Source organism: Paenibacillus sp. FSL P4-0176 (genome assembly GCF_037975265.1).
Taxonomy (GTDB): Bacteria; Bacillota; Bacilli; order Paenibacillales; family Paenibacillaceae; genus Paenibacillus; species Paenibacillus amylolyticus.
Genome location: NZ_CP150242.1, coordinates 1,010,906 through 1,028,196 on the forward strand (window position 1 = coordinate 1,010,906; position 17,291 = coordinate 1,028,196).

Here is a 17,291-nt window from a genome sequence, read left to right on the forward strand (position 1 = left end):
ACTGTTGAAAATGAAAAAACAAGATGCGAGCATGGAAGCTGCATCTTGATCATGGATTGGTGAATAGATGTGAATATGTGTGATGAAATTATTGTAAAATTCAGTCACTGTAGGGGAGCGGCTGTGCTTCTATGTCGAAGACATGGGTTGTTACCGCGCCGCGGGGGTGTTTTGAGGCTCCTCTGTTATGGAGAGGAGCGTGAGCAGTTGTAGGTTGCACCATGTATTCGGTGCAGCCCACGGGGCTGGCAGTGCAGGGAGAGCAGGGCTACGCCTGCATCCCGCGCACTGCCGCAGCGAACTGCGCAGCCGCTGCGCACACGTTGGCCGCGCCCGCGATGGCGGAGATGACGGCTACTCCGTCGGCTCCAGCCGCCATCACGGCGGCCGTGGTATCGGGCGTAATGCCGCCGATACCCACAATCGGAACTGCGATGCCTGCGGCGCGCAGTTCCGCCACCACTGCGGGGCCCAGCACAGCGTGGGCATCCGCTTTGGAGGGCGTCGGGTACATGGGCCCGACGCCAAGGTAGTTGGCGCCCGCCTGCAACGCACGGCGCGCCTCATCCACGGAGTGGGCGGATACGCCAAGCATCCGCCCATCTCCAATGCGGGCGCGTACTAGCGCCGCGTCCGCATCATCCTGGCCGACATGCACGCCGTCGGCCTCCACCGCTACAGCCAGCTCCACATCATCGTTCACGATGAACGGGACCCCGTGCTGGCTGCACACCTCGCGAAGCCGCATCGCAAGTGTGATGCGAGCTTCGCCAACCAGGGCGCCAGTTCCCTTTTCACGGAACTGGAACAGCGTGATGCCGCCAGCAATGGCCTGGCGCAATACTTCCATAGGGTCTTGCTTTGTATTGACGCTGCCCATCACTAAATACACCTGCATCGCGCGTTGTACCGCTTCTGCATTCCAAGGGTGCATCACTGCTCACCCCGCTGTCTGCGCTGATACGCAAAATGATTTGTCGGCCCATGTCCGGCCCCAATCCCCAGCTCATCTTCGATGGCTGCCTGAATGAATGCTCGCGCGGTCGTAACGGCAGCCAGAACAGGTGAACCCTTGGCTAACTCTGCGGTGATGGCAGCAGAGTATGTGCACCCCGTTCCATGTGTATGACGTGTTACCACACGAACATTTTCCAGGTAATGAAAAGACTGCCCATCGTAGAGCACATCCACGATCATGCCACTTCCTTCATCATGACCACCTTTGACCAAAGCATACGTTGAGCCCATCTGTACAATCCGTCTTGCGGCTTCTTCCCGCTGGCTCAGATTGGTGATAGACATCCCGGTAAGCAGTTCCGCTTCCGGAATATTGGGTGTTGTGATCAGGGCATGGGGCAACAGATCCGTAACCAACGCCTTTACAGCTTCCTGCTGGAGAAGGGGGGCGCCACCTTTGGCTACCATCACAGGGTCGATGACCAGATTCGACCAACGGTATTGCTGCCATTTCTCAGCGACTAGCCGAATAATCTCAGCACTATATAACATGCCAGTCTTCGTTGCGGTTGGTTGAAAGTCTTCGCCGGTCGAGTCCAATTGCTGGGCAATGCCATCGTAAGGGATGGGAAAAACGCCCTGCACACCTGTTGTATTTTGGGCAGCAATAGCGGTGATAACGGTCATGCCGTATGCGCCAAGCTCCTGGAATGTTTTTAGATCGGCCTGAATTCCTGCGCCGCCCCCGTTATCGGAGCCTGCAATGGTTAGCGCTTGAGCAATACTCATACTGCACCTCCACGGATCTGACAGATCTGTGAGCGTTCTGCCAAGAGGTCGGGTGTTACTTGTGCCAATTGATTCAACAATTCAATCTGGAAGCTGCCCGGCCCCTGATGAGTTGTCCGCTCTGCCGCCAGTTCAGCTGCTACACCATAAAACGCGAGCGCTTCAACAACACTGCCTAGAAGATCGGCTCCTGATTCCGCTATGGCTGTAAAAGCACCAATCACCGAACTGAGTAGACAGCCAGCACCTGTGACCTGAGTGAGCAGGGCATGACCATTACTCGTGAGGAATGTGGATTGTCCATCAGTAATAATATCTTCTTTTCCGGTAATGACCACGATACAGCCAAGTTTATGCGCTGCCCGCTCCGCAATGCCGATTCGGTCGCCCTCACCTGACCCTGCGTCCACACCTTTAATACTCCAACTCTCACCGATGACATTGGCGACCTCCGCCACATTGCCGCGCAGTACCGTGAGACGAAGTTCACGAACGAGCATTTGCACGGTTTCCGTGCGATAAGTGGTTGCGCCAGCTCCAACCGGATCAAGCACCACAGGCACGTGATGCGCATTAGCCGATTGGCCTGCCAGACGGATTGCCTGAACGACTTTGTCATCGAGTGTACCGATGTTGAGTACCACGGCTCCTGACATCTTGGCGACATCAGCGACCTCTTCATGAGCATAGGCCATAAAAGGGGACGCACCGAGTGCAAGCAGACCATTGGCTGTGAAGGGAGCCACGACAAGGTTAGTGATATTGTGTACCAGCGGATTTTGCGTACGAACACGTTCCAGATAAGACATATAATTTCCTCCTTGTTTTGAAGTAACCCGATCGGCGGAAGTCCGATATCTGGAGTCACTCAACAGAATAATAGGATATGAGTTGCCTTGTTGAGTTGGGGCGCAGAGTCTAACAACAGCCAGATGCATTAATGCGGGAAAAGCAGAAACGTAAAATCTAAATCAATTTCATAACTCACTAAAATGGATTTTTGGAACTGGATATAGACAAATTGAATCATTCTGATCGATATCTAGCGAAACAATAAAAAACGAAACGATACAAAATACAGAAAGTGAACAGAGTGAATTTCTCCAAACTCAGGCAAGAGATAGTGTGATGGATGTTAGCATCCAACCGGTGTCTTGAAGAGGTCCAGGCTGGTCGATACCCAACTGATTGGGGCATGATCGGGCACGACTGGTCAGACGATGTTTCTAAAGAACACAGGACGTCTTATTTGGCTGTCAGGTCCTCCTTTTGAAATGTAAGGAACATCAGACACGTTATTCCCAGAATCTCCTGACCAAAACGCTGCAAACAGCTATTTATTCTGATATAACATGTTTCAGGTTCTTTAGATTTCTGCAACCGCTCCAAATCCCTGAATAGGACGCCTCAGATTCGTTAGCGGTCGTAGCATGCTCTGTTTCGATCAAGTTAAGGAGCGTTTCAGCTCCCAGTAGGCTTGAAGATAAGCGCTAATTACATTACCAAATACATATCAACAAGCCACCCAAACGCATATCAAGCTGCCCAATTGCACATCAAGCCACTTAGGATTGTTATAAATTCTGATCCTCCGATGCTTGCTTCAGGCCAATTCCATTCCACAAACCTTTATGCATCCGATCCTCACGTTCTTGCTAACTTTACTTTTAATCACATTGCTTTCATTCCCTTTATGTTCAATCACTTTTCCTTTATTCGCGTTGCTCTCCTTTATTTACTCTCCTTGCAGAGTAATAAAAGCATCCTCGGCTTTCACCGATTCAGGAATCAAATCCTGTTCAACGAGCCATGCACGTACATTTTCCCACGATTCCATTTCCTGCCGACCAAATGGTTGGCCTTCTTCATTCATGAGTGGTAGCAGAATTGCCAGGCTTTTGGTTTCGATCTCCGGGTCAAGCGGTGATGTTTCATTCTCATGAGCGAGCAGAATACTCAAGGCTTCTTCTGGATGCTCAGTCACATATTTCTGTCCTTCCTGGACCGCTTTGACGAACCGGGTAAGTTGGTCTTTTTTTGCTTCAATGCCAGCTTCACTTGCAGTCAGGACCAATTCATAATAATCAGGCACACCATAATCGACGGGGTTAATCGATTTCATGGCATGTCCTTCTTTCTCCAAAATCAATTGTTCATGGTTAATAAAACCACCCATAATCGCATCCGCCTGTCCGGAAGCCAGCGAAGGAATCAGATCGAACCCAACGTCGACCAGATTTATGTTGTCGGGATTGCCGCCATCCTTACTGATCATCGTGCGTACCATCGCTTCGTACAGAGGAATGGAGGAATAACCAACAGTCTTTTCTTCAAGATCTTTGGGTGAACTTACGTTGCCATTCGCTTCGGTCAACAGATGCACAAGCGGGTGCCGAACAACAGCAGCAATGGAACGTACAGGAATGTTCTCGCCACGCGCGAGCAAGATTTGGGGCTGGTAGCTTAGGGCCAGATCAATTTTTCCGGCAGCAACAAGTTTGAGCGAATCATTGGTATCCGCAGGCATCTGAATTTCGACATCCAGACCTTGGTCTGCAAAGTATCCTTTTTCCTGAGCCACATAGATGAAGGAGTGTACTGCATTCGGGTACCAGTCGAGCATGATAGACAGTTTATCTTTGGCCTCTGATGTTGGTTCGGTTGCAGACGGATCTGTTTGCTGTGCATTAGTTGCAGAGTCTGTTGTTGGCGTGTTTTTGCTAGTATTCGTGGTGCTGCATCCGCTAATGATCAGGAAAAGGCTAATTAGCATGATGGGAAGCAAGGAGTATATACCTTTGTTATTCATAAATGAAGTTCCTCATTTCATCGTTTTGATTTGTAGAAAATGGACAGCAGCATGTTAACGATAATGTGACAGTGAACTGATTGAAGATGCTGCTGAAATTGTGCATAAGATATGTTTTGTTTTGAAGATTGTAACTACTGTATTTACATCTAATTTCTGTCTAAGTATTATCCAACCTTTCTTTTGCCTCCATGACGATGACGCCGTATGCTAAATCGTTTCTCCAGCCAGGTAATCAGTACAAACAAAACGATCCCAAGCAGGGATAACAGCAAAATGGCGGCAAACATCGCATCCGTGTTCATGTTGCTGGACATACGACGGCTGAAGTACCCTAGACCTTTGCTACCACCGAGCCATTCGCCAATCGTTGCCCCAACCACGCAGTACACCACAGACATCTTTAGCCCCGAGAAAAAAGAGGGAAGTGCCAGCGGAACCTGGAGTTTGCAAAAAATATCCCACTTGTTGGCGCCCATGGTGAGCAGTAGTTCACGCTGCTCCGGATCGCCTTGGCGGAGTCCATCGTAGGTACTGACCACAATGGGGAAGAATGCGATTAAAAATACCACCGCGACTTTGCTCCACAACGTGTAACCAAACCACAAGATAAATACGGGGGACAAGGCGATCAGCGGGATGGTCTGACTAATTACAATGAAGGGATACAATGCCTTTTCAATCGATCGGTTCATATGCATGCCTGTTGCCAGCGTAATTCCAGTCACTATGGACAAGACAAAACCAACAACAACCTCCATAAAGGTAGCAGGCAGATGGATGGTCAACAGCAGACGGCGATGCTTAACCAGTGAGCTTACGATGGCCGTGGGTGCAGGAATGATGAAGGAGGGCACCCATCCCATACGCACAATCACTTCCCAGATCGCCAGTAATAAGAACATGAGCATAATGAACAGACCATATTGGGAAAACGACCTCGAGAGCCACTTTGAACACCACGTCCAGACGCTAACCTCAGCTCTATCGTGCATGCAATTGTTCCTCCAGTTGTTGCCTCATCTGCACGAGAGCCGGTTCGTAGATCATGTCCGAATGCCTTGGGCGTGGTAAAGGAACCGTCATCTCCTGCAACTGCTGACCTTGCCCTCCTGGAGTTAACAGAATGATACGGTCACTTAACAGCAGGGCTTCTTCGATGTCATGTGTAATGAACATCACGGTTTGGCCAAAGCTCTCCCACAGCTCCAGCAACCAGCGATGCATTTCTCGTTTGGTTAATGCGTCGAGTGCACCGAAGGGTTCATCCAGCAACATGAGCTGCCCGCCTGTAAGCAAGGTACGAAGCAATGCCACCCGCTGCCGCATGCCGCCGGACAATTCATCTGGATAGGCCTGTTCATAACCCGACAGGCCGAACCTTGCCAATCCAGCTAGGATGTTGGCACGTAACTTGTCCTTGTCCTGTCGGCCTGGTGCAAACTCGGAAGGAAGCATGCAGTTCTCCATGACGGTTCGCCAGGATAACAGCAGATCTTTCTGTGGCATATAGGCGACTCGTCCGAGCCGTTGTCCTTGCGGGACATCAGCTATATCGATGGTGCCAACCGTTGGTTCATGCAAGCCTGCGAGCAGCTTGAAGAGCGTGCTTTTACCTGATCCGCTGGAGCCGATGAGCGAGACAAATTCTCCTTGTTGAACCTGAAGCGACACATTGGAGAGCACAGGGGAATCCTTTTTTTCGGGAAAAGCAAAGCTTACGTTGTGAATGGTTACATGGTTATACATCTGATCCTCACCCCCTTGATGTCAGACTGCTGCAATAACAACGGCATCCTATACTCTGCAAAAGGAACAAAAAAGACCCACCCATTTCCGGAGAAATGAGTGGGTCTGTAAGTTAAATCCGCAATTTATCTTCACATACATGAAAAAATTCCGCTTACTAAAAGGCCGCTCCACTTCCCTCCGCTGGTATGATCCAGATCAGGTTCAAAGGGTCCGAATAGTCATATTCGTCTCAGCCGCAAGGCTCCCCTAGTGCAAAAGTTCAAGATATGCAGTTGTGTGTTCAGCATATATCACTTGAACATGAACTGTAAAGAGGCAGCGTGATAGAATTCTTGAGATGAACTTGGAGTCAGACCCGAACAACTGAACAATTTACCTGGGCTCCCTAACCCGATATAATAGTGGTGGCGCATATTGGCCGGATCACAAATGCAGGCGGGATTGTTCTCCCTCCGAAGCAGAATGGGGACCCGAGTTGAAAACGTTCAAAAAAGTATATATTGAGATCACGAGTATCTGCAATCTGGCATGCAGCTTCTGTCCGCAGACACAGCGTGCCAAAGGATTCATTGATCCTGAAGTCTTCAACAATATACTGGATCAAGTTAAACCACACACCAATCATATTTATCTACATGTCAAAGGTGAACCCTTGTTGCATCCCAAAATAGATCTGTTGCTCGATTCCGCACATGAGAAGGGACTCAAGGTGAACATTACAACGAATGGTACACTGCTGCCCAAGACTCAGCATAAATTGCTTGGCAAACCGGCGCTGCGGCAGATGAATTTCTCCCTGCACAGCTTCGATGGGCATGAAGGTTCAACAGATCGTGACGGATACCTGCGTCATATTTTGTCCTTTGTACACGAGGCCGTTAAGCACAATGTCATCATCTCATTCCGACTTTGGAATCTGACGCAGGATAACTTCACAAATGCTCAGATGAATCGAAATCGGGAGACCCTTGAAGTATTGGAACGTGAATTCAATCTCGACTTCCGCATTGAGGAAAAAGTAGTTCCAGGCAGTGGGGTCAAAATTGCCCCGAATGTATACCTGAATCAGGACCATGAGTTCCAGTGGCCAAGTCTGGATGCGCCTGAAGATGACGGTAAAGGCTTTTGCCATGCACTTCGCGGTCAGGCAGCTGTGCTTGTAGATGGAACGGTGGTTCCATGCTGTCTCGATGGCGAGGGTGTGATTAACCTGGGTAATGTGCACGAGAAGTCATTCTCGGAGATTATTGAGGGTGAGCGAGCGAACAATCTGGTATATGGCTTCTCCAAACGCGAAGCTGTAGAAGAGTTGTGTAGAAAGTGCGGTTATCGTCAGAGATTTGGAGCCTGATATTTTATATCAGCAAGCCAGAAGACATTCAAGATCACACATTTGGAGACAAATGTAGTGGTCTTTTTTTGTTATTGGGGATTAAGTGAGGGGTACATACGTTACAAATGAGCATACCAGAGGTTGATATCAGCATATTGTTTGAGAAACCTGATATGCAAAAAATGCCGATATGACAGGGATTGTGCGTTGTCATGATATATCTGATCTAATGATTATTCTAGTTACCTCCCTTATTTGGTAAGATTAGGTTGTAGATCGGACAGAGGTGCACCTCTGACGATCTTCCAGTACAAGCCCAGGCTGTACACTACCAAAAAACGAGAGAATAAGGGAGGAATAAAGTTATGAAAAAAATGTTGACGTTGTTACTGTCCGCTGGTTTGGTTGCTTCTATATTTGGTGCAGTTCCGGCTGCGGCTGCGCCTACGGTTGTAAATTCAACCATTGTGGTTCCAAAGGGCACGACCTATGATGGTCAAGGCAAAACATTTGTAGCTAATCCTTCCACACTGGGCGACGGATCTCAAGCAGAAAATCAGAAGCCAGTCTTCCGTCTGGAGGCAGGGGCCACGCTCAAAAACGTAAACATTGGATCACCAGCTGCTGATGGTGTTCACTGTTATGGCAACTGTAATATATCGAATGTGGTCTGGCAGGACGTGGGCGAGGATGCACTGACATTGAAGTCTGCCGGAACGGTTAACATTACCGGTGGGGCAGCGTATAAGGCTTATGATAAAGTGTTCCAGATGAATGCAGCTGGAACAATTAACATCAAAAATTTCCGTGCAGATGATATTGGCAAACTGGTTCGCCAAAATGGTGGAACTTCCTTCGCAGTTAACATGACGCTGGATAACTCCAACATTTCCAATGTGAAAGATTCGATTATGCGTACAGACAGCAGCACATCACAAGGGAAAATTACGAATACCCGTTATTCCAAAGTACCAACGTTGTTCAAGGGGTTTGCTTCAGGGAAAACGAGCCAGTCTGGGAACACGCAATATTAGACAGAAGATTGAATCGCTGGAGTTGGTAAAAGTTTAAGCTCTGCTTGTAATTTGAAGTTAAAATATAACGCCAAAAAGAGCGTTCCAAGGTCATTGTTACAATGACTTTGTGGGACGCTCTTTGTAATGCAGATGTCATAGTATAGTTCTGCTGAGCAATGTTTTATAGAGGATGCTCAAATTATTGCTCTCCCGGAACTTCAACGATGACTTTGCCTTTCTCGGGGACAACAGAACCGGTATCAATAGAGCCCAATTTGTTCATGATTTCGTAAGAGGTTTCTTCAAGCATGCGAGAGTACTTAAATGATACGAGTGTTTGACCTGCTACGGAAGGACGAGTCCCTGCTTCAGCAACGGCTTTGTTTTTAATAAAGAACAGGTCACCGATGGTTCCGGCATTTTTGCTGATGTTAGCCTGCCATTGTAGCAGTGCACTTCCATTTTTAAGGATATAATAACTGATCAGATCGTTATCCTCAACAACGAAGAAACGATCTTTTTTACCTTGCTCAAAGATGTATTCAATGGATGAATCCACCGGACCCAAAGGATTGCGAATGTCCAGACGTGCTTGTCCCAGTTCAGAGAAGCGTGGCAGATGCAGTGCGGCTTCACGCGCCACAGTCAGATCGGAACTGTTATATTCTTTTACAATCGTAGCGTCGGTAGTGTAAATGTAGGCTTCCTTGGCCTTCTGGTTCCACTGCACCTTGGCACCAAAAGCTTCACCGATGGCACGGAGCGGAAGCATCGCTTTACCATTCACCAGAATCGGCGCTGAGGATAATGTCGCATTCTGACCGTTTTTCTTCATTGTTTTGCTGTTAGGTGTAAGGACATACTTATCGCTGCCTGTGCTAATGCTGATCTCTTTTGTTTTGTTATTGTAACCAAACGTATAGTTGCCGAGGAATTGAAGCTCCGTCAATGCCACGTACGTAATACCCTGCCGTATGACAACATCATATTGAGCTTGAACATTGTTAATATAAGCTGTCGGTTTAGGTTTAGTTGTTGCGGCTTCCGCCACAGTGGATGAGAGTAAGGCAGGTGCCGTGCCTGCGGTGAGTATCGAAGCGGCAAGGACCATTTTCCATGTTTTAAGTTGCCAAACAGAATTGTAATCTTTCATCACTATCAATCTCCCTTCTAAATGTTTAAGACGGACTACATAACCTAAATGTTTCATATTATGGAAAGTGAACCATCAGATTCTTTCCCCTGTTACCCCAAATGAAGTATGATGCTTTTTCTAGGGATTGCCACAAATACCCATCTGATGTACATTAGAAGCAATGAAATAAGTGAACCGGGAGCTCAATGAAGTTGGGCTGAGAGAGTGGCCTTGTGCCGCTGACCGTACATCTGATCTGGGTAATGCCAGCGTAGAGAACATGGATTTGCGATATGTAAGGGTGAATTGTGGGAATGAACGTGGATGAACAACAGACCTCTTTGAACTGTGGTGGTGTATCTGCCAGGGCGGAGGGGTGCTGGTTGATATTCCGTATTTCCGACATCCATCCAATACATCATTGTGAAGATTGTCCACTGTACGTAAGGCCTGCCCGGAACCGGGGAGGCTTTTTCGTTTAATTTGATAACCCCCACAGGGAACAAAGGAAGGACGTAGAGAACATGGCAACAACAGCAGGCAACAAGCGATTGAAACTAACGGATATTCTGGTAACCATCGTGATCGCAGTAGTGTTTGGGGTAATTTACAAGATATGGGGACCTACATATGACTTGATGAAACCATTTGGTGTTCATGCGGAGCAGATGATCTACGGCATGTGGTTTATGGCGGGCACGTTTGCTTTTGTTATCATTCGTAAACCAGGCGTGGCTATTCTTGCCGAAGTTGCGGCATCAACGGTAAGTGCTTTTCTGGGTAGTGAATGGGGCATGTCCACACTTGTATACGGTCTGTTGCAAGGATTGGGAGCCGAGATATTCTTCGCCGCATTTTTGTATCGCAAAACCAATCTGTTTGTCACCTGTCTTGCAGCCATAGGAGCCGCAGCGACTTCGCTTTTGCTGGATTACCAGTACGGGTATATTGATTCACTCTCGGCCTGGAACTACACGTTATTTATCGGATTCCGCTTCATTGGAAGCATCTTGATTGCTGGAGTGTTCGCTTATTATCTCGCCAAAGCATTGGAACTGACTGGTGTAACGCGTTCGCTCAGACCGGTATCCAAACAAGATTATGAGGCGCTGGATTAGATGAACGGGGAAGAGAATTCGCAAGCGGTAAGTGTGACTAATCTAAGATGCAAGTTCCCGGGAGAGAAAGCCTTGGTATTTCAAGGCTTGTCTCTTTCTGTGCGTCAAGGAGAGAAAGTGCTGTTGCTTGGCCCGAGTGGCTCCGGTAAATCAACGTTATTGCAAATTCTGAGCGGTCTGATACCACGTTCGGTTGAGATTCCGATGAAATGTGATGATATTCAGGTTCCCGCCAAAGCAGGAGTGGTCTTTCAAGATCCGGATACCCAGTTCTGTATGTCCTTTACGGATGAAGAGATCGCATTTGTTCTGGAAAACCGAAATATTCCGCGTGAAGAGATGCCTGCTCTGATTGAATATTATCTGAAACAAGTGGGGTTATCCTTTGAACAGAATCGTGTATTGATCCAGTCCATGTCTCAGGGGATGAAGCAGCGTCTTGCGATTGCTTCGATGCTTGCCATGGACCCGGAGGTATTGTTTTTGGATGAACCCACTGCACTGCTGGATGATGAGGGGACTTCCCAGGTGTGGGATACCGTCAAACGAATCGCCAGTGACAAAACGATCATCATCGTTGAACACAAAATAAACGAGATTGTGGATATGGTCGACCGCATCATTGTGTTATCACCTGAAGGAAAGATTGTGGCGGATGGGCCAGCACAGCAGGTATTTACGGATGAACGGGGCAAGCTGAAGGCTTATGGAATCTGGTATCCAGGCATATGGGAGGAGCAAGAGCAGGCAGCTAGGCAAGAAGAGGGAAGTGCTTCTGGAGAGATTCAAGTGTGTGTGGATCACGGCATCTCAAGTTTGGAAGCACAGCGATCGTCTGGCTTATCCGATACACCGGGTATATCCCTCATATCTCACGTCTCATCCTTATCGCCTTTATCACCCGCCTACCAGCCTGCACTGGACTTGCAACAGTTCACCGGATGGCGTGGGAAAACACCTTTCATTCAGGTGGAGCAGGCCAAGGTATGGCATGGAGACTGGATTGGTATTGTCGGAGCTAATGGAGCTGGCAAGAGTTCATTGTTGTTATCTCTGATGAATATCCTGAAAACAACAGGTCATTATGAGGTGGAAGGTCAGCCTTCTGGCAAAACGGAGCAGCTTGCAGATCGAATTGCGTTTGTATTTCAGAACCCGGAGTTTCAATTTGTGACCAACACGGTCGCGGAAGAAGTAGAATTCTCATTGCTGGGGGGCAGGCTGACAACGGAAGAAAGACTTGTCAGGACTGATCATATGTTGAATCAATTTGGGCTAATAGACCTGTCCGAGCGCCATCCCTACCAATTATCGATGGGGCAGAAACGACGCTTGAGCGTTGCCTCTGCACTGGTGAGAGAGCAGCGAATATTGCTGTTGGATGAACCTACTTTTGGACAGGATGCACGCAATACGTTTGCCATGTTAGCACAGCTGGAGCAATTGCGGAGAGAGGGAACAGCTATTGTTATGGTTACCCATGATCGTGAAATTGTAAAAAGATATTGCACCCGAATCTGGACGGTAGATGAGGGGAGGTTATCTGATGCAACTGTCGTTTCCTCACCGTGAAACCTGGCTTCATAACGTCAATGCGGGATTAAAGATGATCATTCTGACGATGATGTTTGTCATCGTTATCCTCATTCACAATCTGAATGTAATGGCCAACGTTGCGTTGGCGATGATACTGTTACTGTGCTGGACAGGTCATCCGTGGTACAGATTGATGCTGTACGCATCACCATTCATTCTGGTGTTTATCTCCACGTCTACAGGCATGATGATGTTTGGTAAGGGCGAGACCACATGGTATAAGTGGGGACTGATCCATATAACCGAAGAGAGTTTCTATCGCGGTCTGCACTTGGGTTTTCGCTCGCTGACTATGGCCGCGGCTGGGTTGCTTTTTGGTCTTACGACAAAACCAGTACGGCTGTTTTATTCCCTGATGCAGCAATGGAAGCTTCCCGCAAAATATGCCTATAGCTTTCTGGCCGCGATGCGCATGATCCCCATTTTGCTGGATGAATTCCAGACGCTCCGTTATGCGATTCGTATTCGTGGAACACAGCAACGCGGCTCTCGCTGGAATGTGTATCGTACACTCAAGCGTTACGCTATTCCGCTGCTGGCACAGAGTATTCGCCGTGCACAGCGAATGGCGGTAGCGATGGAAGCGAAAGGGTTCACAGATGGCGCGAGCCGAACGTATTACATTCAGATTGGCTATTCGAGAGCTGATCTGTGGTTTGTATTTTATTATATGCTCACCTTAACAGCTGCTTATTACATCGGGGTTACCTTTCCTTATCATGCTACGATGGTGGATGTAAGGTAATACGGGCAGATAGATAGAAATATATTGAGGTAAACGGTAACTTTTTCCTTTTTACTGCGTCTCTATTGGAAATAACTTCTAATGAATGGGGATGAACGAGAGTGAAGACGGGTCCTGACTGGCAGAGAACGGGGTACAAATGGATTACCATGACTGGATTATCAGCTGTGCTGTTGACGGGCTGGATGCTGCTGGATTCCAAAATGGTCGCCCTTGAAGGACAAGCTTTGGCTACAACGCCACAAGCATTGGGGGCAAGTTCCCAAGTCTTAACTGCAAAGTTAGCTTACAAACAAGGAGACACCGTTACGCTTATGAATGACATCCCTCTGTTCAAAAACAGAAGGGACGGCAGTGTGGCTGCTGACAAGCTGGGGATTGAATACTATACAACAAAAAACGAAAAGTATACGTTGGCCTCGGTTCGAGGTGAGTGGGTGCAGCTTAAGTCAACCGAGCATGGAGACTTTTGGCTGCCAAGTTGGTATGCCCTGAAGGAGAGCAGAAGCATGACGGAAACAGCTCCCCAAAGCTTCACACTCCAATCAGGCAGCAAGCTGTATCTGGCTCCGGATAGTTCTACAACTTGGTCTTTTGAGAAAGCGCTAACAGATAAGGCTGTTATTGTTGCAAAGTGGAAAGGCTGGTATGGGGTCTCCATTGCCCCACGAGTCTGGAATAAAGAATCCTCCACGTATCGGCCAGGACTCTTCTGGATCAAGGCACAGGCTATAGAACAGCGGATGAATGTGGCGGATGGTTGGTTCCAACAGGATGCATCGCTGCCAACTTCGGTTATACGCCATCTGACAGATATTAAGCTGAACAAGGCAACCACCTCCAAACAAGTGGCTGGGTGGTTAGGCGAGCCGGATTGGAAAGAGAGTTCAAGCAATCTAAATTTCACGGGTTATTCAATGAGTATTGGACAGACCTGGAGATATGAGCGGGAAGATGCGCAATTTCTGGTCACATTCAACAAGAATGGCAGACTGGTCAGAACACGCTGGAATTTAGCACAGGATAATCGAAATGCTGTCGTTTCCGATTGGAACATCAGTCGGGCGGATGAATATGGGTTCACAACAAAAATCTATGGCACAACACTGCCAACGACAATCCCTTGGAAACCGGTATGGACCAACCAGGGGGATATTAACTACACTTTTTTACAAGCAGCCACGGATGATGTACTCCTGATGAAAGGGGATGACGGTGGATTTAGCGGGGATTACTACGAAGGTTCCATATATGCTCTTGACCGACATTCGGGCCAGAAATTATGGGGGATTAATGGGGGCTTTGGAAGACAGCAGGCAGAGGTGGATGCAGAGCGCAAATACGTTACAATCTACACCGATTATGACCCTGATAAGAAAAAATACGTGGATCGTATTCGTCATCTGAACTTGAAGAACGGAAAGGTCATGTGGACGTACACTCCTAAGCAAAATTTTAGACTAAATGGCATCACCGCTGCTAAGAACGTTGTGGTTGTGGATAACCCGGTTGTTGAGAGCTCAAGCAACAGTTGGTTAACGGTTCTGGACAGTGCAAACGGAAAAACATTGTGGACGCGAAAACTGGCTACGGGTTATGAAATATTGAACAAGAGTGCAGATGACCCCTATGTGTTGTATTGGGAAAAGAATAAGCTGGTTGCAGTCGATCCGCAATCGGGCCGAACCGTATGGAGCTTGAAGGGCAAACGATCCACCATAGAACAATTTTGGAATGATCCATATACTGGTGGAATTGAACGTCTTGATCCCTTTGCAACCACGAATGCTGAAAGATGGCTATCACTAGATAATCAGTGGCTTCTGCTTGATCTGAACACGGGGAAAAAGCTTGCCCAATTCCCTGCTCGGGTAGGACAGAGATTTGAGGAGCTGAATGATGGCATGCTGTTGATCCGTGAGAACAAGAATGGCAATCATTACGGAGAATATGAAGATTTTACAACCACCCTGTATGATGCCAAGACAGGCACAACACGCTGGACGCACAAGGGCAAGATTGAACGAGGACTGGTGGAAGAGGATCAGATGTATGTGATTAAGAATGGCTACCTGGCGGCTGTGGATTATAAAACGGGGGAGACGCGTTGGAATGCCAAAGATACGATTGCAACACTAAGGCATCCGACGAATCAGGGAAGTTATCTGGTCATTGATGATCAGTTGCTGTTGCCCATGGACGAGAATCTGCTCGTAATGAACAAAAAGAATGGAGCACTGTTAGGTCGTGTACATGACGTTGTGATGGGAAACCCGGAGCACCGGGACCGGGATGCGAAGAATGGAATGATTAACCGGATCGGTAATGAAGTCTATGTGGGTTCGTCCAACGGACGTTTTCGTGTATATGAAGCCAGCCGCCTGCAGGAGGCAATCTCACCTTAAAAGCTTGTCTCGTAAGGGATGTTGATTTATTATAAATGAACAGGCTTGCTCGCGCTCCGGTTATCGGCTGTGCGGGCTTTCTTCATGTGTTCTTGAAGAACCATGCATGATCATTCACGGGAGGACTCTCCATGATCTCATTATATGGTGTAAGCAAACGTTATATCGAGCGCGGTTCCCGTGCAGATCAGGGATTCGAAGCATTAAGCTCGGTGTCCCTCGAAGTGGGACAAGGAGAAATACATGGCATCATCGGATCAAGTGGTGCAGGCAAATCCACACTTCTGCGGATGCTCAACGGATTGGAAAAGCCGGATGATGGTGAGGTTGTTGTGAATGGGCAGCACCTGACCCAGATGAATGAACAGAGTCTGCGTCAGGCACGAAGATCCATTGGCATGATCTTTCAACACTTCAATCTTGTCAGTAACCGAACGGTGAGTGGCAATGTCTGCATGCCATTGGAGCTTGCGGGTACGCCCCGTGCGCAGCGAGTTGAACGTGGACTTGAGGTGTTGCGGTTTGTTGGACTGGAAGACAAGGCGGGTCAATATCCTGCTCAGCTTAGCGGAGGACAGAAGCAGCGTGTGGCGATTGCACGAGCGCTGGCCAGTCGTCCGGATGTGCTGCTCTGTGATGAACCGACCTCTTCGCTTGATCCACAGACCACGAACGGTATCCTGGATGTGCTGCGTCATATCAATGAAACGCTGGGCGTGACCATTGTTGTAGTGACGCATGAGATGGAAGTGGCTCGCAGACTATGTCACAGGATATCCGTCATGAAGGATGGGCGACTCGTTCGTACGTTGTCTAAAGCGGAAGTGAGCAGTATCCCTGCTCCGCAGCCTGATCTGCTGACCTCCTTGCTTGCGGGGGACGAATACGGGATGACAGGTTCGTCTCTGTTCCGTCAGGCAGAACAGGAGGACAAGTCATGAAGTTACCTGAGTCTGTGCTGAAATATCAGCATGAGATATGGCAGGCGATCGGAGAGACTTTTGTCATGGTGGGCATCTCCATTGCGGCAGCTGTTCTGATTGGGTTACCTCTGGGTACTCTGTTGTACTTATTTCGGAGAGGACAACGGTATCAGAACCAAACGCTGTCCTTTGTACTCGGAAGTATCGTTAACATCGTTCGTTCGTTTCCATTCTTACTACTGGTTGTATTCATGATTCCATTCACTCGGATTGTTGTGGGAACATCCATAGGTACACTGGCGGCAACCGTGCCACTCTCGGTTATTGCGATTGCCTACTACGCCAGACTGGTGGAACAAGCGTTGCTGGATGTACCGAGGGGAGTGGTTGAAGCTGCTGCTTCCATGGGGGCATCAACGATGCAACTTGTGGTGAAATTCTTGTACGTGGAGGCACGATCTGGTCTTGTACTGGGACTCACGACAGCTACGATTAGCTTCATCTCTTACTCGACGGTGATGGGTATTGTAGGTGGCGGCGGGGTTGGCGATTTTGCCATTCGCTACGGTTATCAGCGCTTCGAAACGGAGATTATGGTATTTACGATCATCATTATGATTATCCTGGTACAGATGATCCAATTCACAGGTAGCAGACTGTCCCACTGGCTGGATCGCAGATCCTGAACGGTTGGACCGTGCATTATTACGAAT

Annotated in this window: 15 protein-coding genes and 2 riboswitches; of the genes, 8 read left to right on the forward strand and 7 right to left on the reverse strand. The window is 48.2% G+C overall.

What is annotated here, in order from left to right; genetic code table 11:
- Window positions 1–268 precede the first annotated feature (268 nt).
- The 6 genes from thiE to MKY95_RS04640 all read right to left on the reverse strand — a co-directional run bounded on the left by thiE (window position 269) and on the right by MKY95_RS04640 (window position 6,304).
- Window positions 269–934 carry a thiamine phosphate synthase gene (gene thiE, locus MKY95_RS04615; protein WP_076319321.1) on the reverse strand — a complete coding sequence of 222 codons (666 nt, stop codon included), beginning with the start codon at window positions 932–934 and terminating at the stop codon, window positions 269–271.
- Window positions 934–1,746, reverse strand: a complete 813-nt coding sequence (thiD, locus tag MKY95_RS04620) for a bifunctional hydroxymethylpyrimidine kinase/phosphomethylpyrimidine kinase (RefSeq protein ID WP_036606146.1) — start codon at window positions 1,744–1,746, stop codon at window positions 934–936. Before thiD ends, thiE begins: the two co-directional genes overlap by 1 nt.
- Window positions 1,743–2,555, reverse strand: coding sequence for a hydroxyethylthiazole kinase (gene thiM, locus MKY95_RS04625; protein WP_036606147.1), 813 nt, complete (start codon window positions 2,553–2,555; stop codon window positions 1,743–1,745). The genes thiD and thiM overlap by 4 nt, the downstream gene beginning before the upstream one ends.
- Before the next feature lie 926 nt (window positions 2,556–3,481).
- On the reverse strand, window positions 3,482–4,555 hold the full coding sequence (locus tag MKY95_RS04630; protein WP_036606148.1) for an ABC transporter substrate-binding protein: 1,074 nt from the start codon (window positions 4,553–4,555) through the stop codon (window positions 3,482–3,484).
- A gap of 167 nt (window positions 4,556–4,722) precedes the next feature.
- Entirely contained in the window at window positions 4,723–5,550 is an 828-nt protein-coding gene (locus tag MKY95_RS04635) for an ABC transporter permease (RefSeq protein ID WP_235200704.1), read from the reverse strand.
- Window positions 5,540–6,304: an ABC transporter ATP-binding protein gene (locus MKY95_RS04640; RefSeq protein WP_036606149.1), complete on the reverse strand. Its 765-nt coding sequence runs from the start codon at window positions 6,302–6,304 to the stop codon at window positions 5,540–5,542. The genes MKY95_RS04635 and MKY95_RS04640 overlap by 11 nt, the downstream gene beginning before the upstream one ends.
- A gap of 158 nt (window positions 6,305–6,462) precedes the next feature.
- Window positions 6,463–6,565, reverse strand: a riboswitch (TPP riboswitch).
- Between the two features lie 217 nt (window positions 6,566–6,782).
- On the opposite strand from MKY95_RS04640, the gene MKY95_RS04645 reads away from it, so the two are divergent.
- Window positions 6,783–7,658, forward strand: a complete 876-nt coding sequence (locus MKY95_RS04645; RefSeq protein ID WP_036606150.1) for a radical SAM/SPASM domain-containing protein — start codon at window positions 6,783–6,785, stop codon at window positions 7,656–7,658.
- A gap of 347 nt (window positions 7,659–8,005) precedes the next feature.
- Complete coding sequence (locus tag MKY95_RS04650) at window positions 8,006–8,674, forward strand: pectate lyase (RefSeq protein ID WP_036606151.1); 669 nt, start codon at window positions 8,006–8,008, stop codon at window positions 8,672–8,674.
- Between the two features lie 181 nt (window positions 8,675–8,855).
- Here MKY95_RS04650 and MKY95_RS04655 read toward each other — a convergent pair whose 3' ends face one another.
- Entirely contained in the window at window positions 8,856–9,809 is a 954-nt protein-coding gene (locus tag MKY95_RS04655) for a copper amine oxidase N-terminal domain-containing protein (protein ID WP_076319322.1), read from the reverse strand.
- A gap of 166 nt (window positions 9,810–9,975) precedes the next feature.
- Window positions 9,976–10,086: riboswitch (TPP riboswitch) on the forward strand.
- 229 nt (window positions 10,087–10,315) lie between these two features.
- On the opposite strand from MKY95_RS04655, the gene MKY95_RS04660 reads away from it, so the two are divergent.
- The 6 genes from MKY95_RS04660 (at window position 10,316) to MKY95_RS04685 (ending at window position 17,264) form a co-directional block, all read left to right on the forward strand.
- Entirely contained in the window at window positions 10,316–10,909 is a 594-nt protein-coding gene (locus MKY95_RS04660; protein ID WP_036606152.1) for an ECF transporter S component, read from the forward strand.
- Complete coding sequence (locus tag MKY95_RS04665) at window positions 10,910–12,481, forward strand: ABC transporter ATP-binding protein (protein ID WP_076319323.1); 1,572 nt, start codon at window positions 10,910–10,912, stop codon at window positions 12,479–12,481.
- Window positions 12,456–13,250 (forward strand): energy-coupling factor transporter transmembrane component T, encoded by a 795-nt coding sequence (locus MKY95_RS04670; RefSeq protein WP_036606154.1) that lies wholly within the window; start codon window positions 12,456–12,458, stop codon window positions 13,248–13,250. The genes MKY95_RS04665 and MKY95_RS04670 overlap by 26 nt, the downstream gene beginning before the upstream one ends.
- Window positions 13,251–13,351: 101 nt before the next feature.
- Window positions 13,352–15,655 (forward strand): PQQ-binding-like beta-propeller repeat protein, encoded by a 2,304-nt coding sequence (locus MKY95_RS04675; RefSeq protein WP_036606155.1) that lies wholly within the window; start codon window positions 13,352–13,354, stop codon window positions 15,653–15,655.
- 131 nt (window positions 15,656–15,786) lie between these two features.
- A complete protein-coding gene (locus tag MKY95_RS04680; protein ID WP_051446961.1) occupies window positions 15,787–16,596 on the forward strand; it encodes an ATP-binding cassette domain-containing protein in 810 nt (269 codons plus the stop codon).
- On the forward strand, window positions 16,593–17,264 hold the full coding sequence (locus tag MKY95_RS04685; protein ID WP_036606156.1) for a methionine ABC transporter permease: 672 nt from the start codon (window positions 16,593–16,595) through the stop codon (window positions 17,262–17,264). The genes MKY95_RS04680 and MKY95_RS04685 overlap by 4 nt, the downstream gene beginning before the upstream one ends.
- The last annotated feature ends 27 nt before the right edge of the window (window positions 17,265–17,291 follow it).

Coding starts and splice junctions, on each gene's coding strand:
- MKY95_RS04685 (WP_036606156.1), top strand. CDS start 16,593: ATGAAGTTACCTGAGTCTGTGCTGAAATATCAGCATGAGATATGGCAG.
- MKY95_RS04640 (WP_036606149.1), bottom strand. CDS start 6,304: ATGTATAACCATGTAACCATTCACAACGTAAGCTTTGCTTTTCCCGAA.
- MKY95_RS04655 (WP_076319322.1), bottom strand. CDS start 9,809: ATGAAAGATTACAATTCTGTTTGGCAACTTAAAACATGGAAAATGGTC.
- MKY95_RS04630 (WP_036606148.1), bottom strand. CDS start 4,555: ATGAATAACAAAGGTATATACTCCTTGCTTCCCATCATGCTAATTAGC.
- MKY95_RS04670 (WP_036606154.1), top strand. CDS start 12,456: ATGCAACTGTCGTTTCCTCACCGTGAAACCTGGCTTCATAACGTCAAT.
- MKY95_RS04635 (WP_235200704.1), bottom strand. CDS start 5,550: ATGCACGATAGAGCTGAGGTTAGCGTCTGGACGTGGTGTTCAAAGTGG.
- MKY95_RS04660 (WP_036606152.1), top strand. CDS start 10,316: ATGGCAACAACAGCAGGCAACAAGCGATTGAAACTAACGGATATTCTG.
- thiD (WP_036606146.1), bottom strand. CDS start 1,746: ATGAGTATTGCTCAAGCGCTAACCATTGCAGGCTCCGATAACGGGGGC.
- MKY95_RS04650 (WP_036606151.1), top strand. CDS start 8,006: ATGAAAAAAATGTTGACGTTGTTACTGTCCGCTGGTTTGGTTGCTTCT.
- MKY95_RS04665 (WP_076319323.1), top strand. CDS start 10,910: ATGAACGGGGAAGAGAATTCGCAAGCGGTAAGTGTGACTAATCTAAGA.
- thiM (WP_036606147.1), bottom strand. CDS start 2,555: ATGTCTTATCTGGAACGTGTTCGTACGCAAAATCCGCTGGTACACAAT.
- MKY95_RS04680 (WP_051446961.1), top strand. CDS start 15,787: ATGATCTCATTATATGGTGTAAGCAAACGTTATATCGAGCGCGGTTCC.
- thiE (WP_076319321.1), bottom strand. CDS start 934: ATGCACCCTTGGAATGCAGAAGCGGTACAACGCGCGATGCAGGTGTAT.